The organism is Snodgrassella alvi (assembly GCF_040741455.2).
Classification (GTDB): Bacteria; Pseudomonadota; Gammaproteobacteria; order Burkholderiales; family Neisseriaceae; genus Snodgrassella; species Snodgrassella alvi_E.
In genome coordinates this window covers 549,647-576,642 of record NZ_CP160328.2, presented here as the reverse complement: position 1 = coordinate 576,642, position 26,996 = coordinate 549,647, and the positions used below count along the sequence as shown (strand labels likewise).

At 43.3% G+C, this 26,996-nt stretch carries 21 protein-coding genes; 7 read left to right on the top strand and 14 right to left on the bottom strand.

Annotated features, from left to right (window positions below):
* Positions 1-4: 4 nt before the first annotated feature.
* The 3 genes from xth to ABU615_RS02690 all read right to left on the bottom strand — a co-directional run bounded on the left by xth (position 5) and on the right by ABU615_RS02690 (position 3,496).
* Positions 5-769, bottom strand: coding sequence for an exodeoxyribonuclease III (gene xth / locus ABU615_RS02700; RefSeq protein ID WP_267408800.1), 765 nt, complete (start codon positions 767-769; stop codon positions 5-7).
* A gap of 74 nt (positions 770-843) precedes the next feature.
* Entirely contained in the window at positions 844-2,169 is a 1,326-nt protein-coding gene (locus tag ABU615_RS02695) for a M23 family metallopeptidase (RefSeq protein ID WP_370389160.1), read from the bottom strand.
* Positions 2,170-2,218: 49 nt separating this feature from the next.
* Positions 2,219-3,496, bottom strand: coding sequence for a YihY family inner membrane protein (locus tag ABU615_RS02690; protein ID WP_370389159.1), 1,278 nt, complete (start codon positions 3,494-3,496; stop codon positions 2,219-2,221).
* 131 nt (positions 3,497-3,627) lie between these two features.
* Between ABU615_RS02690 and wrbA the strand changes: the two genes are divergently transcribed.
* Both wrbA and nfsA read left to right on the top strand, forming a co-directional pair.
* On the top strand, positions 3,628-4,230 hold the full coding sequence (gene wrbA / locus ABU615_RS02685) for an NAD(P)H:quinone oxidoreductase (protein WP_370389158.1): 603 nt from the start codon (positions 3,628-3,630) through the stop codon (positions 4,228-4,230).
* 17 nt (positions 4,231-4,247) lie between these two features.
* Positions 4,248-4,988, top strand: coding sequence for an oxygen-insensitive NADPH nitroreductase (gene nfsA / locus ABU615_RS02680; RefSeq protein WP_367487773.1), 741 nt, complete (start codon positions 4,248-4,250; stop codon positions 4,986-4,988).
* Between the two features lie 61 nt (positions 4,989-5,049).
* Here nfsA and ABU615_RS02675 read toward each other — a convergent pair whose 3' ends face one another.
* The 3 genes from ABU615_RS02675 to ABU615_RS02665 are packed head-to-tail and all read right to left on the bottom strand — an operon-like array spanning position 5,050 to position 8,795.
* A complete protein-coding gene (locus ABU615_RS02675) occupies positions 5,050-6,210 on the bottom strand; it encodes a GDSL-type esterase/lipase family protein (RefSeq protein WP_369608357.1) in 1,161 nt (386 codons plus the stop codon).
* Positions 6,200-7,405, bottom strand: coding sequence for a DUF459 domain-containing protein (locus tag ABU615_RS02670; protein ID WP_369608356.1), 1,206 nt, complete (start codon positions 7,403-7,405; stop codon positions 6,200-6,202). Before ABU615_RS02670 ends, ABU615_RS02675 begins: the two co-directional genes overlap by 11 nt.
* Positions 7,392-8,795 (bottom strand): MBOAT family protein, encoded by a 1,404-nt coding sequence (locus ABU615_RS02665; RefSeq protein WP_370387024.1) that lies wholly within the window; start codon positions 8,793-8,795, stop codon positions 7,392-7,394. The genes ABU615_RS02670 and ABU615_RS02665 overlap by 14 nt, the downstream gene beginning before the upstream one ends.
* Positions 8,796-9,591: 796 nt before the next feature.
* Here ABU615_RS02665 and ABU615_RS02660 point away from each other — a divergent pair.
* The 3 genes from ABU615_RS02660 to ABU615_RS02650 are packed head-to-tail and all read left to right on the top strand — an operon-like array spanning position 9,592 to position 11,991.
* Positions 9,592-10,569, top strand: a complete 978-nt coding sequence (locus tag ABU615_RS02660; RefSeq protein ID WP_367487788.1) for a cation diffusion facilitator family transporter — start codon at positions 9,592-9,594, stop codon at positions 10,567-10,569.
* A 35-nt stretch (positions 10,570-10,604) separates the two neighbouring features.
* The gene (locus tag ABU615_RS02655) at positions 10,605-11,255 is read left to right on the top strand and encodes an HAD family hydrolase (protein WP_370389157.1); all 651 of its coding nucleotides are present in this window, start codon (positions 10,605-10,607) and stop codon (positions 11,253-11,255) included.
* A gap of 34 nt (positions 11,256-11,289) precedes the next feature.
* Complete coding sequence (locus ABU615_RS02650; protein WP_370389156.1) at positions 11,290-11,991, top strand: aspartate/glutamate racemase family protein; 702 nt, start codon at positions 11,290-11,292, stop codon at positions 11,989-11,991.
* 77 nt (positions 11,992-12,068) lie between these two features.
* Here the strand turns inward: ABU615_RS02650 and ABU615_RS02645 are convergent, their stop codons facing one another.
* The 7 genes from ABU615_RS02645 to ABU615_RS02615 all read right to left on the bottom strand — a co-directional run bounded on the left by ABU615_RS02645 (position 12,069) and on the right by ABU615_RS02615 (position 21,395).
* Entirely contained in the window at positions 12,069-12,956 is an 888-nt protein-coding gene (locus ABU615_RS02645; protein ID WP_369608351.1) for an NAD(P)H-hydrate dehydratase, read from the bottom strand.
* 61 nt (positions 12,957-13,017) lie between these two features.
* Entirely contained in the window at positions 13,018-15,567 is a 2,550-nt protein-coding gene (gene glnD, locus ABU615_RS02640; RefSeq protein ID WP_370389341.1) for a [protein-PII] uridylyltransferase, read from the bottom strand.
* Positions 15,568-15,584: 17 nt separating this feature from the next.
* The gene (locus ABU615_RS02635; RefSeq protein WP_370389155.1) at positions 15,585-16,823 is read right to left on the bottom strand and encodes a multifunctional CCA addition/repair protein; all 1,239 of its coding nucleotides are present in this window, start codon (positions 16,821-16,823) and stop codon (positions 15,585-15,587) included.
* A 187-nt stretch (positions 16,824-17,010) separates the two neighbouring features.
* Entirely contained in the window at positions 17,011-18,324 is a 1,314-nt protein-coding gene (locus ABU615_RS02630) for an SLC13 family permease (protein ID WP_370389154.1), read from the bottom strand.
* 345 nt (positions 18,325-18,669) lie between these two features.
* Positions 18,670-19,989, bottom strand: coding sequence for an SLC13 family permease (locus ABU615_RS02625; protein ID WP_370389153.1), 1,320 nt, complete (start codon positions 19,987-19,989; stop codon positions 18,670-18,672).
* Between the two features lie 303 nt (positions 19,990-20,292).
* Positions 20,293-20,682: a YgiW/YdeI family stress tolerance OB fold protein gene (locus ABU615_RS02620; RefSeq protein ID WP_370389152.1), complete on the bottom strand. Its 390-nt coding sequence runs from the start codon at positions 20,680-20,682 to the stop codon at positions 20,293-20,295.
* 530 nt (positions 20,683-21,212) lie between these two features.
* A complete protein-coding gene (locus ABU615_RS02615) occupies positions 21,213-21,395 on the bottom strand; it encodes a hypothetical protein (RefSeq protein WP_100141536.1) in 183 nt (60 codons plus the stop codon).
* A 377-nt stretch (positions 21,396-21,772) separates the two neighbouring features.
* Here ABU615_RS02615 and ABU615_RS02610 point away from each other — a divergent pair, with 377 nt between their 5' ends.
* On the top strand, positions 21,773-22,477 hold the full coding sequence (locus tag ABU615_RS02610) for a GAF domain-containing protein (protein ID WP_370389151.1): 705 nt from the start codon (positions 21,773-21,775) through the stop codon (positions 22,475-22,477).
* A 4-nt stretch (positions 22,478-22,481) separates the two neighbouring features.
* Positions 22,482-23,105, top strand: coding sequence for a GTP cyclohydrolase II (gene ribA, locus ABU615_RS02605; RefSeq protein ID WP_267403310.1), 624 nt, complete (start codon positions 22,482-22,484; stop codon positions 23,103-23,105).
* A gap of 209 nt (positions 23,106-23,314) precedes the next feature.
* Here the strand turns inward: ribA and ABU615_RS02600 are convergent, their stop codons facing one another.
* Positions 23,315-26,848: a PilC/PilY family type IV pilus protein gene (locus ABU615_RS02600; RefSeq protein WP_370389150.1), complete on the bottom strand. Its 3,534-nt coding sequence runs from the start codon at positions 26,846-26,848 to the stop codon at positions 23,315-23,317.
* Between the last annotated feature and the right edge of the window lie 148 nt (positions 26,849-26,996).

Below are 26,996 nucleotides of genomic sequence, written 5' to 3'. Positions count from 1 at the left end.
TTCATTAGGCAAGGGTAGCGATTACCGGGGCATGGTCGCTGGGACGCTCCCAGCCGCGTGCACTACTGTCCACCTGTACGTCACGCAGCAGGGGGACAAGTTTTTCACTCAGCAAGATGTGGTCGATGCGAAGGCCAAGCTTGCGTTTGAACATATTCATGCGGTAATCCCACCATGTATAGTGAGCGCTGTCGGGATACAGTTGATGCAGGCTGTCGGTAAAGCCCAATTGCAGCAGTTGCTGAAACCAGCTCCGTTCCTGTGGCGAACATAAAACTTTATCTTGCCATTTTTCAGGGTCGTATACATCGATGTTATGCGGAGCTATGTTGAAATCGCCGAGTAATATAGTTTGGGGATATTTTTCTAGCTGTGTGCGCATATAGGCTTGGAGAGCGGCAAACCAGCGTTCTTTATAGGCAAATTTTTCGCTGCCTATGGCTTCGCCGTTGACACAGTAGGCACAGACAATGCGGATATCATCGATTGTGGCGGCAATGATGCGCTTTTGCGGTTCGTTTAATTCCGGAATATCGATGCTCACTTCTTGAAACGGTTGACGGCTGAGAATGGCCACACCATTGTAGGTTTTCTGGCCGTTCCATGCAGCGTGATAGCCGATGCGGGTGAATTCTGCCTCCGGAAATTTGTCTTGTTCAAGTTTCAGTTCCTGCAAGGCTAGTATATCCGGCTGGTTTTCTTCTAGCCAACGCAGAGTATGGGGCAGGCGTACGTTTAAAGAGTTGACATTCCAAGTGGCAATTTTCATGATGGATACACTGTCAGCAAAGCGGTTATTGTATGCGTATTCGGAACTGAGTTCTAGCGTACTAGTGTGTACGGTTAATCCATCTGGGCGATAGTAACACTCAGATTGCGGATGTCTGCCAGACGGGAATTCCAACGCTGCTCCATCTTTTTGAAAGTCGCCAGTTCGTGTGCATTCAGTTTTCGGGTGGGCAGGGCTACGCTGGCGGGATTAACTGGCTGACCGTTAATTCTAACTTCGTAATGCAAGTGTGGGCCGGTTGAAACGCCGGTGCTGCCGACGTAGCCAATTATATCTCCGGCTTGTACATGTTGGCCGGGACTGAGGTTGGCAAAAGCGCTCATGTGTCCGTAAAGTGTTTGCATGCTGTCGTTGTGACGTAATATCACTGCGTTGCCATAGCCGCCTTTGATGCCGTAGCTTTCTACTACTCCGTCAGACGGTGCGTGGATCGGTGTACCGCTAGCCACGGCATAGTCTATACCGCTGTGCATGCGCAGGGTTTGCAGTATTGGATGGAAACGGGTACCAAATGGAGAGGAAATGCGTGCACCTTCTACAGGTACACTGGTGAATCCTTGCCGTAAGGGTTTGCCTGTGGCGTCGTAATACTGGCCATTGCCATCATTGCCGGTGTCGAAATAATAGGCTTGATATAGGGTGCCGTTGTGGCTGAATTCCGCCGCACGGATGTCACCTGTAGCCAGTTCCTGTCCGCGATAGTACAGGCTGTCGTAAATCAAGCGGATGGTGTCGCCGCTTTGCAGGGTATTAATGTCTATTTTGTCTTTAAATATTTCCCGCAATGATTCGCGGATTTCGACGGGTATGCCGGCCTGCGCCAGTGCTCCACGGGCGGAGGTTTTGACGACAACGGCTTTGAATGTTGGGAGGGTTTCGGTATCTACTGCGCCGATATCGGCATTCCAATTGTTGCCGGTTTTTTTGAGTGCTACCAGATTTTTTTCACCGTTATCGTCATCATTGAAAAACTGGATATCGGTCAGGTGGCCGTTGTTGTCTATACGGATGCTGAATACTTGGTTCACTTGCAGGTGTTGAACTTGGTTTTTAATGATTTTCAGGTTGGTAATTTGTCGGATTTCTTCGTCATTAATATGAAATCGTTGTAAAACCATGCTGATGGTATCGCCCGGCTGTACGACTTCGTCGCGCCAGAAGTTGAGATTGGTAGTTCGTGGTGTGATTTTTACCGGAGACAATTTGATGGTGGTTTGCTGTGGCTGGTAGGTTTGTGGCTGGTGTTGGCAGCTGGCCGGAATCACAATACCCAGCAGCAGTATCAGTGTTGCTGCTGTGCCAAACCATAGTCGGGGATGACTGGCTATTTTATTTTTCAGGCGCCTGATTAACGCTGCTGCTTGGTTAAACTTGCTCATGGTCAGGTATTGTGTTGTTTATGCAACGCTAAAACCGGTAAATGTAAAACTATTTATCCGAAATTGCCAGTGCCTTGTTTGGTTTTTGTGCTTTTTTCTGTTGTTGATTTTCTTTTTCTTGCGCGCGGAAATGGCGAGCCCATTCGCTCAGGCTGATATTCATATGTTGTAAACAGGGGTTGAGCAGTGTTTGTATGGAGCTGGCTATGGCTGAGTACTGGTTGGGCTGATATATAAATAGTTGATATAAATCGGCTAGCGTAATTTTGTTGGGATCGGTTTGTAATACCCAGCCATTGCTGCTGTCGGTAATGTAGTGCTTGTGTTTGAGTTTGCTTAGTATCTGGTCCAGATGTTTGTCGCTGATGCTTAGAAGCTGCTGTAGTTCACAGGATTTTATGGCCTGTCCTTGCTGCTGGCACAGGATCAGTCTGTACATGAGGTCAAGTGCATTTTCAAACGGCTGATACTGACGTAGATGCAGAAATCTGTCTTGATGCCAATAAGGTAATGAAGAAGTGAGTACGGCGCCGGCGAGTAAGAGCAGCCATAACAAATTCAGCCAGATTAGAAATACTGGTATGGCAGCAAAAGCACCGTATACAAGCTGATAATTGCCAAAGTGGGTGACAAATATAGCAAATCCTCGTCGCAGTAAATCCAGCCCGATTGCAGTAATTAATGCACCGGTTAAGGCATGCCTCCAGTTTACAAAACAGAATGGTACCAGTTTGTACAGTAGAAACAGCAATAGAGTTATCAATGCTAGATTGGTGCTGATTTTGAAAATTTTACTGTAAAACGGAATTTGGCCGGCTACGTTGTCTGGATTGGACAAAAAACCGAGGGCTGAAAGACTCATGCCCAGCACCAATGGTCCCAGTGTCAGCAAGGCCCAGTAAATCAGAATACGTATCCATATCGGACGCTGGTCACGTGCCTGCCAGATTTGGTTGAATGCGTGTTCTATAGTCTGAATCAGCATCAGCGAAGTGATGATCATGAAACTGATGCCTACTGCGGTGAGACCGCTTGCTTTGTCACGAAAAGCATAAAGATAGTCGCTCACGGAATCAGCACCAGCTGCCGGAACGATGATATGTGTTAGAAACTGATTAAACCGTGAGGCCATATCGGCAAACATGGGAAATGCGTTAACCACAATCACGGTAATGGTGAAAAACGGTACCAATGCTAATAGGGTGGTGAAGGTTAGGCTGGCGGCAATCAGAGGCAAATTGCAGCGCTGGTAATTGTGTGCGACAAAGAGTAAAAACTGGAGCAGGCGCTGCTGTAAATATCTGCTTTTAAATAAATGTATATTCATGGCTACTCCTGACAAGCGGCTAACTGATTGTAACCAAAAATGTGGTTTTGCAGCAGAATTTTGGTGCTGACTGGTCAAGTAGGGGCAGTTGCGGCACAATAATGGCATGAAAACAGTTTCAGGAGCGCTTGATGAAAAATTTGCCTATTCTAGTGGTGTATTACAGTTTATCTGGCAGTACCCGCAATCTGGCTCTAGCGCTGGCACGAGGTATAAATAGTGTGGCTGGTTGTGAAGCTTTGTTGCGTACTGTACCTAAAGTATCGGCTGAATGTGAGGCAACTGCTGCCGCCATTCCGGATGAAGGTGCACCCTATGTTACGCTTGAAGAGTTACAGGATTGTGCCGCATTGGCGCTGGGTAGTCCTACCCGTTTTGGCAATTGTGCCGCACCGGTGAAATATTTTCTCGACAGCACTAGTAGTCTGTGGTTGGCCGGCAGCTTGATTGGCAAGCCTGCCTGTGTGTTTACCAGCACTACCAGTTTGCATGGTGGGCAGGAGAGTACTTTACTGAGCATGATAACGCCATTGCTGCATCACGGGATGTTGATATGCGGGATTCCGTTTAGCGAGCCACAGCTCAATGCTACGCATAGTGGCGGTACACCCTATGGTGCCAGCCATGTGGCCGGAATGCACAATAACACTCAGTTAAGTGAAGCTGAAGAAGCGCTGGCATTTGCTCAGGGTAAACGGCTAGCAGAGCTAACTTTGCGGCTGGCACGCAAATAATCGTTTTAGGAATAATTATGACTTACCACACCAATTTGAAGAGTGCGGCTACTTTGCCTACAATTTATCGCCACCGCTCAATTCGTAAATTTACTGAAGAAGCTTTAAATGATGAGCAGCGCGAAGCTATATGGGAGGCAGGACGTGCGGCGTCTTCTTCTAGTTTTATGCAAAGTACACATATTATCCGTGTCACAGATGCAGATAAGCGTGCGGCTTTGTGCGAAGTGGCTGCCAATCAGAAATATGTGCGTACGGCGGCTGAATTTTGGGTATTTTGTGTAGACTATACCAGACACCGGCTGGCTTTTCCGGAAGCGCAGCTTGATTGGACTGAAGCGATGATTATTGGCTCGGTTGATGCGGGTATCATGGCTCAGAACTGTTTGCTGGCTGCGGAATCATTGGGTCTGGGTGGTGTGTATATTGGTTCTTTACGCAATGATACAGCCCGTGCAGCTGAAATTCTGGAATTGCCATCGCTGACATTTCCGCTGTTTGGGTTGTGTCTGGGATATCCGGCACAGGATCCGATGTATCGTCCGCGCTTGCCATTGGATACGCTGGTGAGTGAAAACCGCTATCGTCCGCTTGATCCGGCTAAGCTGGCTGCCTATGATGAGCAGCTGACGCAGTATTATCGTGATCGTAGTGGTCTAGATCTCAATTGGAGTAAGGCCGTTGCCAATAATTTTGCTCAGCCGGTGCGCCCGCATATTCTGCCATTTTTGCATCAGCAGGGGCTGGCCACACGCTAAGCTGATTGGAAAAAACACCTGTCCGTGTTGTCTGGACAGGTGTTTTGTATTTGATAAAGCGTTAACGATGCTGTGGTAATGCTAGTATGCTGTCGGCAAGTGCCTCACCCAGACGTTGATAACCACTGGCTGTGAAATGCACACCATCGCTACGCGCTAAACCCTCACCAATCCATGTTTTCATACTGCATTCGCCACCCATGACAGCCTGCCAGTCCCAGTAGAAAGTATGCTGATTTTGCGCTACTTCTTTTTGCATGTTTTGCAGCTCGGTTAGTTTTTCTGGACGTACGCCGCATGAACCAGCGGTACTTTTAAGGCTTTCTGGAGCACCTAGCAGCATGATAGCGCTATTGGGTGAGGCAGTACGGATGAGAGCTATGGTTTCGATAAGATTCTGTTTTACTGTGGCGGTGTCTAGATTGTTGTAGGCTTCGTTTGTACCGAAGGCCAAAATAATGAGGTCTGGTGCAATCACGTTCAGTTCTTGCTGCCACGCCGTTGTATTCCAGCGATTCCATTGGTTGAGCTGAAAACCGTTGATTCCAAGTGCCGAAAATACTGCTCCTTGCCTGTTTTGATTACGTGCCCACCAGCCACCGATGGCGGTCTGAAAATTCATGCCTGCTTTGACGGTAATTGGAAAACGGGCATTAAACTGGCTGAAATGCCACTGATTATCCTTAGGATGAGCGGCCAGTTCAATCTGCTGGCCGGTGCTATCGGTAACAGATAAATTTTCATCGTTCGGCCCTTGCCGGATGCTGACTGTTACAGTTTGCTCTGCTTCTTGTTCTTTAGTTGCTATTGTCATTACTGAACCGACGGCAGGAGTGGCAATCAGGCCGCCGAGCGCATAGTTTACGTTGGTGTCCGTGCGGCTTGATATGGCCTGCCAACCCTGATTCTGATAGGTATAGCGTGCCAGCCGCATACCGGGAAACTGAGTTGGCATAGCCCAACCAGGGCCGCCGTTACCCAGCTGCTGTTGCAGACGTACACGGGCGGCATCTGTAAGGTAATCAGCAGCTGTATGTGAGTCTCCTAGCTGTACGATGTTAATACTTTTTTTCTTAAAGGCCTTTGCCAGCTGTGCCGTGTTATTGTCCGGTAAAGCTGTACTATGGTGCTTACGGCTAGATTGAGCCGGAGCCGGATCGGCAGAGCAGGCCATAATCCACAAGCAACAGCTTAGGATAGCTAAATGTGTTTTAGTGTACATTTGAGTAATCGTTTTTATTTGGCTGTGCCGGTAAGATAAAGCGGTTGAAAATATCTCTAGCAATAATTTTCTGCCCTGAGATGGTGAAATGAATACCATCTGCACTACGGGTTTTGATTTTTTTGCCATTTGGTTGCATCAAGGTATCAGTATATTCATCTCCATTGCTACCGAGCATGGCGCGGGTATCAACAACAAAACCATGATTTCGCATTACCTCGTCAGTAGTTAACTGACGCAGGTAAACCATTTGCTGATTAAGTTTATGGCGGCGCATATCCGGCGGGGTAAGCCATAGTACAGTTACCTGATGCTGGCGGGCAGTGTCCATAATCGTTTGTATGCGGCTGCGGTACATGCTTTCCCAGCGCGCAGAAGCAAAGCTGATAAAGCGGGTGCCATTATGCGGATCAGGAATATCCCACGGGTCGTTTGGCCCCAGAAATATTACCATAATCTTAATGCGGGGATTGTCATTTAAGGTACGAGCGATGGTTTCAGGCCAGTTGAAAAAGCCAGGATAGGTGAGTCCAGTGCTTTGCTTGGCAAGATTAATGCTTTTGATACCATAGCCTTCGCTTAGCCATTTCTGGATATGTGGCGCCACCCCCTGCATTAAGGAATCACCGGCAAAGAATACTTCATCTTTGGCACCCAGTGTGAAAGATGATTTGATACTGTCTTGTTTAGCTGTCTGTTGCAGATTCTGCTGCACTGTCAACTGTGGTTTTTGTGTAATAGTGGTCTTATTTTTTTCTGCATCAGCAACATGCTGATTAAAGCTTGTTGTGACATTGTGATTGGCAGATGTAATGTTCTGATTCAACCAACTGATACCACTATTGAGTACCAATGCTGCTTTGGCGCCTGCTTGCCACCACGAATATTGTTTTAGTTTGGATAAAATACTGTTTTTATGATACGTCTGCTGATAATAGTTTTCTACGGAATCCTGCATCAACCATAAAGATAAGCCGGCAGCAAGGATTAAGCTTAGCAAAACATACCGAAACTGCTGTTTGTTGCTTTTGCTTGGCTGTATCTTTGATTCTGATTCTTCATCGGATGCCACTACCATGGGTACAGTGGTCACTGTTTTCACGCTTACCACGGGCATTTGCTCAAACTGAGTATATTTTTTTTTCTGATTATGACTATGGTAGGTTGGCAGACGGCGATATTTAGAAGTTTGCATAGATAAATCCCGGAATTCCGGCCGGCGCACAGATTAATATCAGCACCAGCAGCAATAATAAAGGCACAATCAGACTGTAGCGCGGTAAACTCTCTGCACGCTGGAATAACTGTTTAGTCAGTCTGGTTAGCAATGGATAAGCTATCCAAGCCAGCAGCAACAGGCTGAAAAAGTAGAAAGGGTTGGTACTTAGCGGTACGTTAATATAGTTACAGAACAAAGCGTGCAGCAACATTAAAGCATCGTTAAGGGTGGGTGCTCGAAAAAACACAAAACAGAAACACACAAAATGTACTGTAATGATGATGCTTAAAATTTTGCCTACACGGCCACTTTTGCTCAGACTATCGCGTGCCTGTTCAGCAGAACAGTGACGTAGACGACTATACAGCCAGTCGCTCAGGTTTAGGAATATCATCCCTGCGCCATGCAATAATCCCCAGATGAGAAATGGCCAGCCATTGCCATGCCAAATACCGGATAATGCCATTGCAATAAGCAGATTAAGCTGTGTGCGTATAAAGCTGCTCCGGCTGCCACCTAACGGAATAAATATGTAATCCCTAATCCATGTAGACAGGCTGATGTGCCAGCGCTTCCAAAAATCGCGAATATTACAAGCTAATAACGGCGAACGGAAGTTAAGTGGCAAGCGAAAGCCCAATAGCAGACCCATGCCTACCATCAGGTCGCTGTAGCCTGAAAAATTAAAAAACAGCTGTAAAGTATAACCGTAAATGGCAGCCAGTATTTCCAAACTCTGATATTGCATGGGATTGGCAAAAACCGGATCCACCCAGTTATCTCCAATCCAGCCCGAAAACCACCAGTTTTTCGTTAGCGCCATTGCAATCAGACACAAAGCCACTGCTGGAGCCAAAATACGGCGGCGTTCTACGGCTTGGATTTGCGCGGCCATGCCACAGGGCTGACCAGATATGTCCGTTAAACCACGAGCATCATAAGCGCGAGCAATTGGCCCTGCGGTGATGGTCGGAAAAAAAGCAAGATGCAATGCCAGAGCAGACAAAGATAAAGGCTGGCCGGCTATTTGTCTACCATTGCGAAGTTGATAAAGAGAAACCAGATAACTAATTGCTTGAAATGAATAATAGGATAAGCCCAGCGGTAATATAACATTGGCTATCCAGTCTGTATTACTCCTAAACCAATCCGAATTCTCGTTTATTTGTGCAGAGAAAAAATCGGAATATTTCCACAATATCAGTTGCAGAATGGTAATGGTAATTCCAGATATCAGCCAGATTCTCGGTTTTTTACTGCGATTAATGCAGGCTGATATCACATAAATGATAAATGTATATATTAATAGGGTGGCCAGAGCCGGCAGTCTACCGCATAGATACACAATCAGATAACTGGTACACAATAAAAGAAAATTCTGGATCCTTGGTCTGGCGCCCAGAAGCCAATATAGGCAGAAAAAAACAATGAAACACAGACTAAATTCGATGGATATAAAGCTAAACATGAAGCCAATAAGCAAAAATAAAAAAGAGATTGTTTAACCATGCCAAACATATAAGCAGAAAAGTTTCTGTTTAAAATCAGTTAATTCATGTTTATGCCTATCGGCAGGACACAGAGATTTAGGCTGTATATCACTCGAAGTTGCAAACAAAGATTCTACTGTTATGGCTTAATTAATTTCTGAATAAAAATTTTTCACCGTTCTGGTTCGGAATACTGTGTTTGTTTCGTTCTGAGGCTGCTGAATAACATTCTTTTCGGTTAATCTAGATTGGCTGTAAATTTCTATATTGATAGAGCCATGGTGGGGCAAAATTGCATCAAATTAGAAAGTGACTATTTTACCTGTAAGTGTGAAATATTGTAACGAAATTCAAATATAAAATTTTGTTATCAAAAAAAATTTTATTTAAGAATATAACTATAGTTATCATATATCAACATAACCGCACTATCTATTGTTGTTTGACCAGTCTCAGTGAAAGCTTTTTATATTAAGTGAATTGAAATAGCAGTAGGTGTATTTTTTTTTGCTATTATCCAAAAGCTCAGCTAATCTGTGGCAATAAATTTCTGTATCTTTAATGCATTATGCCATCATTTGTCCTCAGCTCGGCTGATATCAGTAATTGACTTTTACCTTACGTCAGGGTTTAGCCTGAAGCATTCTCAGGCTATTTTAGATAAGGCTTACTATGCACCAACACAATCATACTCATGAGCACACTCATGAAAGCGGGCATCACCATCATCTTGGAGCACACGCCGCGGATAAGCAGGTGCTGCGTGTTTCATTGTTGGTTATCGGGGCTTATATGCTGGTGGAAATCATCGGTGGCTGGTTAACCAATAGTCTAGCTCTACTTTCCGATGCCGGCCATATGTTTTCCGATGCGCTAGCACTGGCACTGTCTCTAATAGCATTTCATCTGAGTGAACGGCCGGTTAATCAGCGGCAGACATTCGGTTATAAGCGTTTTGAGATTATCGCCGCAGCCGTTAACGGCATCGCACTGATGGTGATTGCAGTATTGATTGTCTATGAAGCCATTGGCCGTTTCGTTAATCCACCAGCCATTGCTACTCGTGGCATGCTGATTATCAGTGTCTTGGGTTTGCTGGTGAATATCGCTATCGCGTGGTATATGCATCGAAGTAGCGAGACCGAGCATAATGTAAATATGCGCGGTGCTTTTTTACATGTGCTGGGTGATTTACTCGGCTCTGTAGGGGCGATCGTTGCGGCCATATTCATGATGCTGTTCGGCTGGCGTTGGGCTGACCCGTTGGCCAGTGTTGTAGTGGCCTGTTTGATTGCTTACAGTGGTATCGGTATTCTGAGAACCACATTGCGTATTCTAATGGAAGGAACCCCAGTCGACATCGAACTTGAGCAGCTAGGTAATGTGATATTGGCCATGCCCGGAATTAAGGCCGTGCATGATTTACATGCATGGACAATTACCAGTAATATGAACGCATTGTCTTGTCATATTGTTGTGGATGGTACCATTACCGTGGCCGAAGCAGAGAAACTAGTAAATGAGCTTGCCTCTGTTTTGCTCAAACATGATATCCATCATGTAACAGTACAGACGGAAAGCAATGCCCATACACACAGTGACAATTTGTTATGCTGCATGCCTTCTGTTGCTCATCAACATGCACATTAATACAATACATGCAGCTCATGGATGGAAACGAAATCATGATTAAAGCGGTATTATTTGATTTAGATGGCACACTTGCAGATACTGCCCCAGATTTGGGTACCGCTCTCAACCGAGTTTTGGAAAAGCAGCATCTGCCGCAAAAAAGCATGGCCGAAATTCGACCGGTAGCCAGCCATGGTGCTTCTGGACTGATCACGCTGGGAACTGGATGGCAACCGGATCATCCTGAATTTGCCACTTTGCGGCGTGATTTTCTGGCCGAATACGAGCTGCACTTTACTGATGAAACTGTATTGTTTGGAGGTGTCAATGAGCTTTTGCTCAAGTTAGCTGAGCAAAATATTGTCTGGGGCATTATCACCAACAAACCGCATGTGTTTACTGACCGCCTGCTTCCAAAATTAGAATGTAGTGTTAAACCATCTGTAGTTGTAAGTGGTGATACCACCAGCGCTCCCAAGCCCAGCACCATACCGATGTTTTACGCATGCAGACAAATCGGTGTGGCACCGGAAAATTGTATGTATGTTGGTGATGCTGAGCGTGATATGCAAGCAGGACGTCAAGCCGGTATGATTACCGTATTGGCGAACTGGGGTTACATCAGTGCCACAGACGATATAGCGAGTTGGCCAGCTGATTATGTGATTGAGAAGCCTGAACAAATTCTCAAATTATTAAAATAAATAATTTTTTAAATGTATTTCAAGGGGGTTAATAATGAAAACCATCGGTTTAATTGGCGGCATGAGCTGGGAAAGTTCTGCGGAATATTACCGCATGATAAATGAGCAGGTACGTGATCGACTAGGCAGTACCCATTCAGCTCAAAGCATTATGTTGTCTGTTGATTTCGCAGAAATAGAAGCGTTACAGCATCAGGGTCAGTGGGATAAGTTGGCTGAAAAAATGTGCCATGCCGCGCGTCAGTTGCAGCAGGGCGGTGCAGAATGTATCGTTATTTGCACCAACACCATGCATCGTATGGCGGAGCAAGTGCAAAACAGTGTTTGCATTCCATTGCTACACATAGCCGATGCTACTGCCGAACAAATTTGCCGCCAAAAACTTCGCAAAGTCGGGTTGCTGGGTACGGAATTTACCATGAAGCAGGACTTCTACAAAGGACGGCTCACCGATAAATATGGTTTGCAGGTACTGATTCCAAATGATCATGATTGCCAAACAGTGCATAAAATCATATATAACGAACTGGTGTCCGGCTTTATTCGTGAAGAGTCGCGCCAGCAGTATCGGCAGATTATTCAACATTTGGTAGATGCGGGAGCAGAGGCCATAATTCTTGGTTGTACTGAAATCATGTTGCTGGTATCTGAAGCAGATAGTCCGGTGCCTGTTTTTGATACAACTGCCATCCACGCTACTGCGGCCGTGAACTGGGCACTGGCAGATAAGCAATAATAGCCCTTTCGTACAATAAACCTTTAGAAGGAAAGTCAAAGCCGGTTACTTATCCAAATATCCGGCTTGTTTACTATTCAATTAGTTTCACTCAGGCGGTTTCTCAGCCAGCGTACAGCTGGGGCAATTTCACCGGCACATAAACCAATAGGGCCAATTTCATTGGCAGCAAGGATATCGGCAGCTGTACCATGTAACCACACACCAGCATAAACGGCTTGCTCCAATGGTATTTGTTGCGCCAATAGACTTCCGATAATTCCGGCGAGCACATCTCCACTGCCAGCCGTAGCTAGCCCGGGATTGCCACTGTTATTCTGCCAAACTTGCCCGTTAGGTGAAGCGATCAGGCTTTGATGTCCTTTCAAAACAACCCATGCATTATATTTTGCTGCCAATCGGCATACTGCTTGGTTGCGGTTTCCTTGTATTTCACTGATGCTGCATTGCAGCAAGCGAGAGGCTTCTCCGGGATGAGGTGTCAGTATAATATTGTGTTTATTCTTTCTACCGGTCAGGATATCTGGCTGCTGTGCCAGCAGATTAAGCGCATCTGCATCCAATAACGTAACTATATTGTGTTGTTGCAGGCATGCTGTCAGTACTGATACAGCCGTTTCTTGTGTGCCCAAACCACAGCCGATTACCCATGCACTAATGTCTGAGCGTTGCAGCAGTTGCTCAGCAGTAGCTAGCATAATTTCCGGCTGTTGTGCCAGTACGGGTAAGGGTAAAGAAGGCTGGTTAAAGCCAAGCCAGACTTTACCGCATCCACAATGCAAAGCTGCTACAGCCGACAAAGAAACCGATCCAGCCATGCCTTCAGCGCCACCAATAATACCCAGTGTACCAAAGGTACCTTTATGGCTTTCTGCAGGACGAGGTTGGCATATAGCAGGAAACTGACTGCGTGCCAGCCGCTGCCATTGGCGTAATAATTCCCTGTCAGTCCTGAATGTGTTCATTATCTCTTCACTATATGTATTGTTTACCTGTAGTTTTTAGGCCGTTACTACATTGTCTTGTTCAGCACAGAAGCTGGTCTAGCAGTGCATTTTTTAACTGTAATTGCTGCTGGGTATCTGCTAGATGGGGCGCATACACCAGAAAGCTGTCTTCTACACGTTCGTCCAATGTGGTGATTTTGGCAAATCGGATGCTGATATTCAGCTCTGATAACACTGCGGCAATATTGGCCAATAAAAAGCGTCGATTAGCCGTAATGATGTGTAAATTATACCAGCCAGGGTTATCTTCCTCATCGATGGTAATGCGGGGCGCTATCGGCATATGCCTGCTGCGCCGGCTCAGGCTAGCCGGAGTGGCAGCACTCATCGACAGATTGCCATTCACAAACTGATTTAGTGCCAGCTCAGTTTTATTCTGAATACTAAGGTAATCAGCAGTGCTGAGGCCAGATGGAAATTGTAGAATAAAAGTATCCAGAATAAAGTTGTGGTCGGTAATATAGGCACGCGCAGTCAGGATATTCATTCCTGCCTCACTAAACACTGAAGCCAGCTCTGTAAAGAGTTTTGGCCGGTTTGGCATATAAACCATCACTTTTAATGTATTTGTATCCGGCAGCCACTGGCTATGTGCCTGTGGCTGCTGCTCATAATTGATGATTTTGGACAAATGCCACAAAATATCCTGCCATTCATGGCGTGCAAAATACGCCTGCCCCAGAATATGCCACAGTTCACGCTGCTGTGACTCGCTGATTTGATACTGGCTTAATTCATGCATCGCCTGCTGACGCCGGTCAAGAATGGCTGTCTGCCGGTTACTTTGTCTACCGTTAAGGTAATACAGTGCGGCTTTATATAGACTTTCCAGTAGGCTGGCTTTCCATGAATTCCAGATTTTCGGATTAGTACCGCGAATATCAGCAACCGTAAGCAAATACAATGCGGTCAACCGTTCAATTGTTTTAACTTGATTACTAAATCGAGCTACTACTTCAGGGTCTTGAATATCTTCTTTTTGCGCAGTCATCGACATCAACAGATGCTGTTCCACCAACCATGCAAGCAAATCACTTTCCTCTGCGTCCAGAAAATGATCTTTTGCAAAGGAACGTGCATCAGCTACGCCTTTCACGGCGTGATCGCCGCCACGGCCTTTAGCTATATCATGAAACAATGCTGCCATATATAAAATGTGCTTGCGTTCAAAAGCATGCATCAAAGTAGAAGCAAATGGCAGTTCATGGCTGTGTCGTTCCATAGCCAAACGGCGCATATTACGCACCACCATTAAAATATGGTCGTCTACCGGATAGATATGAAACAGGTCGTGTTGCAGTAAACCCACAATTTTTTCCCACGCCGGTAGATACTTGCCTAGCACACCATACAGATTGATAAATCTAAGTAAGTGCGTCAGACCATTGCCATGCCGGAAGAAGCCAGCAAAGCATTCGCGATTGATTGGATTCTGATAAAACGCTTCATTCACTTGCTGATGAGCTGCAGCCCACCATGCTCGCAGGGTTTTTGGTGCCAGACCAATAATATCGCTGTGTTCCTGTGCAATCCGCAGACTGATAAAAATATGCTCCGGCTTATGCCGAAAAAGCTCAAGATTGTGTACCGCCAGCATATTGCCAACTTGATAATAATGTTCATCTAGCTCCACAACTACGCGAGGCAACGTGGCATAGACACGGTCTCGCAGCATCGGCACCAGAATGCCACTGAGTTGTTTTACACCTTTAATGGCACGGTAAAAATCATGCATCAGCTTTTCACTGGAGCGTGAATTTGCATCATCCACATATCCCAGATTTTCTGCTACCTGTGTCTGAAGGTCGAAAATCAGCCGGTCTTCAGCTCGTTTAGCGGTCAGATGCAGCTCAATGCGGATTCTGGCAAGCTGCTTCTGGCAGCTGAGTAGCAATCTTGCCTCGGTGCGGTTTAAAATGGCATTGCGCATCAAATCATGAATTTGGGGCGGTAGTCCCTGTACTTTTGCCAGCCACAATAAAGTATGAATATCACGTAAACCACCCTGAGTGGTTTTTACATTAGCTTCCAACAAGCTGGCTTCACCAGAAGCTTTTGTATAACGTTGGCTCTGCTCCAGTATTTTACCTTCTGTAAATGCAGCGACATCACGCTGTAAATCCAGTTGATGGATTAACTCTGTCGCCAGCTGCCGGCTGCCACACAAATAATGGCTTTCTAGCAATGCGGAATCGCCGGTTAAATCCTGCCGTGCGCTTTCGCATAATTCATCAATCGTACCTACTTTGGCAGCAGGTTGCAGATGAATGTCCCACAAAATCTGAATAAATGCAGCGATCTGATGTTGCAACATATCACTGACTGGCTCTCTACTAACAATAGCCATATCCACGTCTGAAAATGGATACATCTCACCACGGCCGAAACCACCTATTGCCAGTAAACATAATTCCTGCTCGGCAAAAAAGTGCTGCCACAAAGTAGTCAGTATTTCAGAAATAATTTGCGTGTGCTGGCGGAAGTAAACAAACGGATGCTTCCGACGCCGGTAAATTTCGGCAGCCTGCTGTTTATGCAGTTTTAATTTATCGGCCAGAGAAGTAACCAACGTTGCAACTACCATAATTAATAGCCATTAGATTGTGATTGACGATAAGCATTCTGCAATGGGCTGATTTGATGTAGCCGCGCTAGTTCTATAGCATTCGCAATATGTTGCGGATTATCAGAAGCTCGTGCAATAGCCGCAGCATCAACTGTCATGGCTGCCGACTGTAATGCCAGCCAGTGCTGCTGCTGCGGATAAGGTTGTTGCTCAAAACCCAGCCGACCACGGACATCGGCCACACAGACTCGCAGAATTTGAGCAAAGCGTTGTGGACGCCGTAACGCATCAGTTTGCTTGAGAATCTCCAGAACAGTTTTGGGTTTCAACAGTCCCACACTGTGCAGCCTGATGTGATAGCTGCATATCAGTAAAGCTAACTGGGCACAGGCTTTGGGAACCTTCCAGCGCTGATTAACAGCTTCCACTAGCTTGATTCCAGCATAATCGTGGCCAGGATGACCAGGTAGCTTATCCTTAGGAGTTAACGCTTTACCTAAATCATGGGTGAGGGCAGCATAACGTTCGGGTAATGAATAATCGTGTTCCGCAGCATACTGAAGGCTCAGTAGCGTGTGCTCACCCGCATCTATTTCTGGATGGTGCACAGCTCGTTGTGGTACCCCAAACAAAGCATCTACTTCTGGCAGAATAATTTTCAGGGCACCGCAGGCACGCAAAACTTCAATCATCAGACGCGGCTGTTTTTCCATCAATCCCTTAGCCAGCTCCTGCCATACTCTTTCTGCGACCAGTGCGTTGACTTCTCCGTTGTCCACCATTTGCCGCATCAATCCCATGGTTTCATCGGCTACATGAAAGCCATAACGAGCCGCAAAGCGGGCAATGCGCAGAATGCGTACTGGGTCTTCAGCAAAAGCAGGGCTAACATGGCGCAAAATTCCACGACGTAAGTCATCCAGACCATGATAAGGGTCGATCAGATGGCCTTCAGAATCTTCTGCCATTGCATTGATGGTTAAATCACGCCGTTGCAAATCCTGCTCCAGCGTCACATCTGCTGCCGCATGGAAAGTAAATCCACTGTAGCCTGCGGCGATTTTGCGTTCTGTACGCGCCAGCGCATATTCTTCGTGTGTTTGCGGATGTAGAAACACCGGAAAATCTTTGCCCACCGGCTGATAACCAGCCTCAGACATTTCTACCGCTGTAGCACCCACTACTACCCAGTCGCGGTCAGACACAGGACGCTGCAAATATTTATCTCTTACCGCACCACCAACCAAATAAATCTGCATATGAAAATATCAGTCGAAAACAGAAGTCAATTGTGCCGTACTCCTGCCCAATTGTTAACCGCTTTTTGCATTCCCTCAAACTGTCCACCTGTCTTAAGCAGCAAAACTACAGAGAGAAAACAGAAATTACCAGCCGTATCACCAACAGCGCTTACTCATCGGCAAATGTGTGTATTTCATTATCAGTTTACATCATGATGGCCGGCACAATCATAGCCAGACCAGGGAAAAAAGGTACCGTAGCAAAAGCGATAATCAGTAAGCGTTTAAACATCGTTTCCTGCTGTTTTTCATCCGTAACACTCACAACAAGTGTGCCTGCAATATGAATCGGATTAACCACACTCAGCATAGCCGGGGCCGCACAAGCTGCTAGAATCAGGGAAATCTGTGGTGAGTCTCCGAAAATCGTGAATACCATCGGAATCATTAGACTGATTACACCAAGAGTAGAAGATTCAACATTACTGAGGAAGGTGGTCAGATAGGCCAGCATAAACAATAGCGCAATTTTACTGCTGGTCATACTCAATAGTCCTTGTTCTACAGCTTTCATGGTATCAATCTGCATCATCGTACCGATAAAAACCAAAAGCCCGCTGATTACTACTACCGCATTCCAAGGAATCTTCTTCACAAAATCCTTACTGTTTTTAGGGAAAAACAGCATCATCACCACAGCTAACGTTAATGCAGTTAAACCAACATTAGCCTTAGCAAAAATCACCAGAAACAGAAAAATCAGCACCGCAATTGTCGAACAAAGTGCATAAAAAGGCTGCAATTGATGATTGTCACAACTTTCCTGAGTCACAGGTTTAAGTAACAGATAACCCTTTTTGCCCTTACTCAATTCGGATACATCAACTACCCGTTTTTCTTGGAAAACTATCTGTAAAGCGATAACCAGCACAAAACTGAGCACCATCCCCAGAAACCATACTAGCCATGGGCTATAGATGACTTGAGCTTTTTTTGCTGCCTCAAGAATAACCTGTCCAGTGGGATTTATAGGAGACAGAGCTCCAGTATTCGCCCCGATAATTGCAGCCATTTCACAGATAAAAAATAATCGGGGATGTTTTCTGCCCAGAGCTGCTATTACAGGAACCAGCAAAGTAATCGAAGCAGTAGAAAACGCGCCGGCTGTAGAAATGGCAAAACCGATAAAATAGCCTATCCATGGTACCAAATGGGTTCGATGTCCCATTTTTGAGTATACCTTATCGGTAAACCAACTCAGCCCACCGCTTTTTTCCAAATGGGCAAACAATAAAGATACACCAATGAGCAGCGTCACAATGGCACCGGGGAAATGATTCAGCACTGCCTTACTGCTTAGCACTGTCTCAGCAGCAGAACCATCTGCACTTAAAGCAGAGACCATCACCATTACAGCTGCTGCACTGAACCCCAGCAAACCAATATTGACATGTCGCCAGACAGCCAGAATCAAAATCACAACCAGTAATACGAGCGATAATATTTGTGGTAAGTTCATAAGTAGTCCTGATTTTTTATCATTCTGAAAAGAAAAGTTGCGTTGAAATTTACACTAATCAAACAAAATTTAAATTTATTCAGCTTTCAGTATGTTTCTTACAGCAAAATATTCAGATAAATGTGTTTACGTTATAAAGTATCTGGGTAAAATAAACAAACAAAAATTAACCTAATCACTAATTTTTTGAATTAAATTAAAGAGTAAAGTTGGTTAGCTTGAATCAAAAATAAATGAATTATCAGCTGAATAAGCAATAACTAAGCACCTGCTGCATAATCACAGAATATTTTCTATGCACAAATCCAATCCATCACCCATAAAACATCAGACTGCCGGTAACATTCAGAATAGAATAGCCGGTAAAATCATTGTGGCACCCGGAATAATCGGTATGGTAAAAAAAGCGATAGTCAGCAGACGCCTAAACATCGCATCCTGTTGCTGCTCATCGGTGTAGCTGACGATTAACGTGCCGGCAATATGAATCGGGTTAATCACACTCAGCAGAGCTGGTGCCGTACAGGCTGCCAAAATCAATGGTAAATGTTCAGAACCACCGAAAATGGTGAAAATCATCGGCGTCATCAAACTAATTACCCCGATAGTCGATGATTCCACATTACTCAGGCAGGTCGTGAGATAAGCAATGATAAATAGCAGAATAATCTGATTGCTTGTCATACTTAGCAAGCTTTCTTCCACAGCCTGCATCGCATGTACTGACATCATCGTTCCAATAAACACCAGCAGTCCGCTAATCACAATTACCGCATTCCAAGGAATCTTTTTAGCAAAATCCTTACTTTGCTGCGGAAACAAAAGCATCAAAGCCACAGCCAGAGAAATCGAAGTTAGACCGACATCAGCATCGGCAAACACCACCAGCACAATAAACAGCAACACAGCCAGCGTAGAGCAAACAGCGTAAGAAGGGCACAATTGTTTCTTCTCACTGTCATCCACCGCTATCGGTTTTAACAGCGCCAGCCCACGCCTAGGTTTTTGGCCTTTTGGGCTATCTGTCATCCTCTTAGGGCTAAAAATAAATTGCAAAATCAATACTGTCACAGCACTTACAATCGTTCCCAACAACCAGAGCTGCCAGCCGTTGAAACTCACATTCGCATGGCTGGCAGCATCTTTAATCACCATCCCTACAGGATTAATAGGTGATAATGCCCCAGTATTCGCCCCTACAACAGCCGCCACCTCACAAATAAAAAATATTTTTGGCAAACGTCTGCCCAAAGCAGCCGTAATCGGCACCAGTAAAGTAATGGTAGCCGTAGAAAATGCACCGGCCGTTGAGATAAACAGACCAAACACATAACCCACCCAAGGAATCAGCATCGCATGATTACCAATTGTTTTATAGACCTTATCGGTAATCCAGCTGAGACTGCCACTGCGTTCAAAATGAGCAAACAGTAAAGACACCCCGATCAACAACGTCACAATAGATCCTGGGAAATGAGCCAATACCGTTTTAGCAGTTAAAGCCTGAGCTTGAGAGGCCATACCACTATCAGGATAAGTCTGTGAAGCCACCAGCATTACGGCAGCGGCACAAAATCCCAATAAACCAATATTTACATGTCGCCAGATAGATAACACCAGTATCAATACCAGCAATACCAAAGACAGTATTTGCAGAAAAGACATAAACAAACCTGATATTTATAAATTATATTTAATCAATATATTCAAACTGGCAAAACATATTTACCAACAAAGCAGCAACTGACAAACGACCCTTTATCATTCATTTCCTCATGCTGTGGCATAAAGCCGATATACTTATACTTTAATTAGTATTAATCATACAGCATAATATTTTTATTAAATTATTTAGTCACATATTTCTACAAGCCATGCCAGACATAGTCAGGCTAACAAAATCAACGCATACTCAGACAAAACAAAGATAGCGTCTCCTGAACATTTAGGCGCTGTTTATCGCTAGATTTATGGCACAATCTTACGAAGATGTTTCACGTCGATTTCTACTGAATTCCAGTCCTTATCTACTTCTCCCTGAATTTCCACGGTATCCTGTGGACCGACGCTTAGTCCGTTCCAACGCTTTTGGTCGATATCCACATGTATTACCCCAGTAGCATCCTTAAACTTATACATATCATCCGAAATACGTTCGGTTATTTTGCCACGCAAAATTACACGACTGTCGTCAGGCAAAGATTTGGCATGAGTAACAGTGGTTATAGCGGCATTAGGGTCTTTATATCTACTCTTTTGCGTGGACACAGAAGGACCAGTAAATCCTCCTTGACCGGCAGCTATTAGCGGCATAGAAACCATTGCAATAATCCCAGACAATGCAGTAATTTTTTTCATGGTGATGTCTCTCTACATTTAACAAAGCTAGTTCTGTTATTGATAGTAAATGACGGTATTAAATATCGACTTTGAAGTAAAGTAAAGAAAATTATATGGCAAATACCTAACATCTGCTGAAAATGCAAAAGAGTATTATGAAAATAGATTTGAAAAATCAGAATATTAACGAAAAAAATAAACAAATATTAAAGACAGCATTTGAGAACGCAGAGATAACAAATAGCTATATTCTAAGCAAGAAATAAGGAAGAAACTGGAGAAGAAATCTAAATAGTAGACAAAAAAATGGGATACTAGATTTAAATCATTAAATAGTAATATCCATGTAAAAGTTGATTTAGTCAGAAAAGTAAAGTTTCATACTCTTAATTCACGTATCCATCACAGTACAGTTTCAATATCAAAAAAATAAAAACAAAAAAATCGATATTATTTTTCAATGTTTTAATCTTCTAAGCTATCTGACTGCCACAGATTTTATTTATAAACCCATCAAAAACCACAGCCAGATAGCTGTCTAAGTAAAACTAATGCTTACTGTCTGGTGTTCTGCTTTTCAGTTTCCAGCAATTACCTGCGTGCTGAGTAGGCGGTGCTTTTTCATGATCCTTAATTGTTGCAAAATTCTCCAGAGGATGGCCGTGCTGATCAACTTCTTGATAAATACCACCGTTGGTACCAGAATTATCGCCAGGTTTAAGATTACTCATATACTACTCCTATTCACAATAGTAACCGTGAAACTACGGTGAAGATATTATTCGATGTAATTTAATATAATACAAGTACTTAACATTATTTTAACTTGTTACAATTAAATTAACGGCCCATATTTATCCTTCACCCAGATACAAAGACACAATCACCTAATATCCCCACAGAATCATTGAAACCAATCAGACCTAGACCATCACAACACTCATGAAAATAACTGATAAATAACCATTAATATCTGTCATCACATTAACTTATAAATAATTTAATAATGAATAAATAAGTTTTTAAAGACGCTTGAAGCATATTTGCAAGAATCAGCATCATTTTCGGTTACAATATTTGTTTGTAAAGAAATCTCCAAGGGAAACGTATGGCTTGTGCTCAGGTGCATGATTACCTGCAAACTCAAGGATTAAAATTATCGGCAGACCAAGTGCAGATGGCCATGCTGGCTGCCCAATCGGTTTTAACACTTGCACAGGCCGAAATAGATATGTCAGTAATTTGGTATCAGGAAAATGGTTTTAGTCTGGCAGAAAAACTAGGAGTGAACACCGCATCATTGCACCAGCTTCAGCCTGCAGAACTTTTTACTGCCAATAACAACAGCACATATACCTTGCGCCAGATGTATTTGGCTTTAGATTCAATAGCCAGCCGTCATCATAATGAAATCTTTGCATTATACTTATATGAGCTGGATGAGATAGCAGGACAATTGTATCGACTGCTTTCCCGTGGTAGCAGCCTGCCAGCACAAATCGTTTGCGGCCAGCAACAGGTGCAGCAGTATTTATTTGCGCGTACCGCCACTACCGGCTGGCTGAATCAGGTGAATAATGTCCAGCATTGGCTGAGCGATGGCAGCTTAACTGGCGAGCAGGCTGCTCATTCCCAGCTGGCTATTCCAGTTACCAATTCACAGGGGAAAGTACTGGGCGTACTATATGCAGCACACATACAGCCCAATGCTATTACCGAAGCCGAACTGATAGATTGGACAGCATTAGCCATTGTCATTCCTCCATTATTGCAAAACCTGCATCAGGCCATTGAGACTTCCATCAAGAGATAAAAACATGAAAGCAACACAACAAAATCAGATAAAAGATAACAGTCCCGTAAGATTCATTTCCGCATGCCGTTTGCCTACCCAGTGGGGTGAATTCACAATGTACGGTTTTGAAGATGTACGCAATAAACAGGAACACATTGCACTTACAGTAGGTGATGTAAGCAGTGGCGAACCAGTTCTTGGCCGCATCCATTCAGAATGCCTGACCGGTGATGCTCTTTTTTCTAGACGCTGCGATTGCGGGCCACAGCTAGAAGCAGCCATGAAGGCCGTACAGAAGGCAGGGCGTGGTGTAATTGTCTATTTGCGGCAAGAAGGCAGGGGCATAGGTTTACTCAATAAGATTCGAGCTTACAAGCTTCAGGATGAAGGTATGGATACCGTAGAAGCCAATCTGGCCTTAGGACTGCCTATAGATGCACGTGATTTCAGTCTGGCCAAATATATTCTTGATTATCTTAGCATCGGTTCAGTTCAACTGATGACTAATAACCCGCACAAAGTAGATACCCTCAAAGCATTGGGCATCAACGTAGTCAAGCGTGTACCCTTGCACGTGGGGCAAAATCCTGAAAATCAGCAGTATTTGCACACCAAAATGGAAAAACTAGGCCATTTTGCAAACTAATTAGATTATTATCGCAATAAATATTTGTTTTAAAACTTAAAAAATATGCTTTTTATATTAGTTTTAAACGCCCGCTAATCTAAACTTCTTTTCAAGCCAATAAAAAAATTATTTTTCATATTTTAAATAAAAAAAAGCACTTACTACCTAAGCTATTACTCAAGTAGTAAGTGCAGATTAAAGTTATCAATACTAGCTATTTAATTAATTTAATCAAGATAACTTGTTTTCACTTCTCTCCATGACAATCGTTTAATGCTGATCGGACACATTTGAACACCACTTATCACTGGTTTGGATCCATCTGTCATGGCTACCTGAGGAGCGGTTCGTAAACAGCTTGTCTGATTTTCCTTTTGTTTATTTAATGAAGTTTGTTTACCAGAAACGCTGAGAACATTCTTATTACTTCCACCACTAATTTTCATACCTACTAGACTGTCAATGCCAACACTGCTAGCTAGGGGAGTGTTTGGATCATAGATGATATGCGGATCCGATTCAAGCAATGCACCACCTGTTAGAGCATTGAATTGCGTTTTTCTTGTGTAAACATTGGTTTTTTCATTTGTGGTTACCGGCTGACAAGGATCACGAAGCTTATTATCAGAAGAAACTGAATAAGAACGGGTAAGCACCATTCCAGAATATAAAAGCTGTTCTACAGGTGTTACCACACGCTCACCATCGGTATTCAGGTTAAAATACCAGCCTCTGTATTTGTCAGCTGAAAAAGGATTATTACTTAACACACCTGTTCCACCGTTATAGGTCATAACTTGTTGTAGTAAAGAATTTTTACTAACCAGTGGATCAACATTAGGTGTCAGATCATCGTAAATACCATAAATGGTTTGTTGATCCTTATTTTCCAGATCAGACTGATAAATATCACTACCTGTACCGAACACAATAACCACTTTACGATTCGTTTTCTGATCCGTTGAAGAAATATTAGGGTCTTTTTGGGCTTCAAAAATAGCTGGTGCTGTAGTAATAGGAGCGCCCGCTGAAAAGATTTTAGTCGCTTTCCAATTAGCTGGATTTGGGCTACGCAAATCAAAACGGAACATATTACCTGCATAATCACCGGCATAAACAAGATCAGCAACGCCATCACCATCAATATCATAAGCAACCGGACTGGATAACCCACCTGATCCGCCCGGGGCAACCAGCTTGGCTATTTGTTGGCCGGCATGCATTCCAGTTCTGACATAACCAGCAGTACCGACATCTATACCCAATACATCATAAATATACAATGCTGACTCTTCAGATTGTTGAGTTGGCAAGTTACGGTAGTCTTCAGAGTAATTATATCCATTATTAAGGAACGCAGCTTCCCGGATGTGATCCTTAACTGAAACAGCTGAGGCATCTTTATCGGTGTTGACCCGAACACGGGCTACACTAGGGGTACCAATTGTATAGCCAAATTTATTATTTTCTCCGGTGGGCGTCTGGAAAAGAAATACATTTTTATACCAGTCGGAGCTTCCCATATTGTCAGCGCCTATTGGCTTTCCAGAAATCAAATCTTTTCCGCCGATATTAATAGCAAATGCTCCACGTCCGGCTTGACCCATATTAGAAACCATAAATATCAGTTCAGGTGCACCGCCTCTGTCTTCAGTTTCATAGACAGAAAAACCACCATTTAATAAAAATCGATGTGGATGTTCACTATCTCTGCCATAATTATTATCAGTTAAATCTTTGTAATAGTGGGCAACAATATCACTACCATCATTACTTTGTCGCTCAATAGCCATAGGCATGAAATTAAATTTCAAATCGTAAGGCCGAGTTTCATTACTAGTAGATTGGAAAACATATACCATACCATCGTTGGCAGAAGTTATCATATACTTCTGATATTCACCGCCATGGCTATCACCACCAATAGTAAGAATGGGATTATCATCAATATCACCGATATTGTGGGTGTCTCCATAATTGTCTTTTTGCTTACGCTCGCGGTAGTTCAGAACAAATCCGTCTTTTTTAATCTCGTTGTCAGCTTTTGAACGGCTAAGCCAAGTAAGCAAACCATTCAACCATTCTGTCTTATTCTTATCATTATCTGGAATTAAAAAATAATTATTATTTAAATCTTTTAATGAATCAGAAAACAAATAAGTGTTTGTACCATCATTCAGCAGCAATTTACGATTAGCATAGCTAGGCCGAATTTCGCAGGATTCATTATCAGAACCATCTATTTTATTAATACAAATCTGACTACTCCAGCCACCAGTTTCAACTTTGATTGTAATTCTGGAGTTGTTAGTTGTTGTACTTGAAATACCTACAGAAGGGGCGGTAGTGGTAACATTTACTGTAGTAGTGGTTGTTTTCCCTTTTATTTCTTCAAAAATTTTCTTAAATGCATCATTAATTTCCTGCAGCGAATTTGCATTGAAAAAGTACCTAGCATTTGGGTTAGTTTTGGGGTCATAGTCAGGCTTTGGAGAAGCACCATTTAACAAATATGCTATTGCTCTTGATTGGTCAGGTGACAAGGCTCTGCTTCCCAGTCCCACACCTATAGTGAATGTTTGTGCTGTCTGAGTAAAATTTTTTGTGTGTCCAGGTTTATCGCCCAGTGGATCCGGTCCATTCCATGGTTGACCAGCTTCATCAACTGATCTTCTATCTGTAAACTTATTGGTATTTACTTGGTAAGCACCACCAGAGTTAGTAACAAAATCTTTGGAATAAATGTAATCACCGAAATTTTTGTTTGCCAAAGTATTGGTGTAGTAATTGAGCAAATTAAACCGATTATTTATGTTTACGAGGGCACCATCTGGTCTGATATTGCTTCCATCGAAATAACCATCATAACCATAATTAAGTCGTCCGGCAAAATAAGTAGAATCAGTTATCGGAAGTGTACCGGCATCCAGACCATCAGTTAATAGGATTAAATAAGATTTCTGACAACGATATCTCAATTTGTTCATCACTGTATTGCGTACAACAGCGTTTAACCTTAGGGCTGTGGGTGTGCCTCCCGATGCTCTTAATCCTCGAATAGATTGCGCTTTGTTTCCGATTATATGATCTTTAATAAACTGGTAATCTTTAAGCTCAGAGGTATCATAAAATTTGTTGTAGTCTGGAGTAATATATGCAGGATATGATCCATTAGGATTTTTTTCTGCATCAGACCAGTTATTCATTGGTTGTAGACTAAAATAAAATTCATTTTTATTGGTGTCAACAATATCTGATAATACTCTTTGGACCATCATCATTTTGGTTGTTTTCTTGTCACCATCGATACCGATAGCTTTACAGTAACCATAAAAAGTCCATTTGTGTTCATTTACAGGTAAACTGGGATCATCAATTTTCTCATCTAGTCTAGCCAAATCAGGAAATCCCGTAACCATATTATTCTCTCCGCTCCATCCGCTGGTCGGACCCCAGTTAGAACATTTTTTGGTGTTTGGGTTTAATCTTTGACAAGTGTATGTACGATACTGACATTGATAACCGATTGAATCGCCCATACTACCCGAATCATCGATATACAAAGTAATATTAGGTTTTATGTTATAAGCAGTTGTGGTAGTAGATTTGCTTTGTAAACGCAGAGGAACATCAGCAAAGATATTAGATGCTGCCTGAGTTTGCAGCATAATTAAACTCAAAGCCCCAGCTACGGCTTTGAATATAATTCTTTTACCAAAGCCACAACTGGAATTTTCTTCCCTTGTGGTTTTATTATACATAGGGTTATTCTCCAATTAATATAACTGCAAATATTAAATTTGAAATTAATTACATACAATCAACAGTTAAACATGTATATTTTCATATTATTACTTTTAAAGAAATGTGTAATAAAATAAAGTTAATACATTACTATGTAAATATATA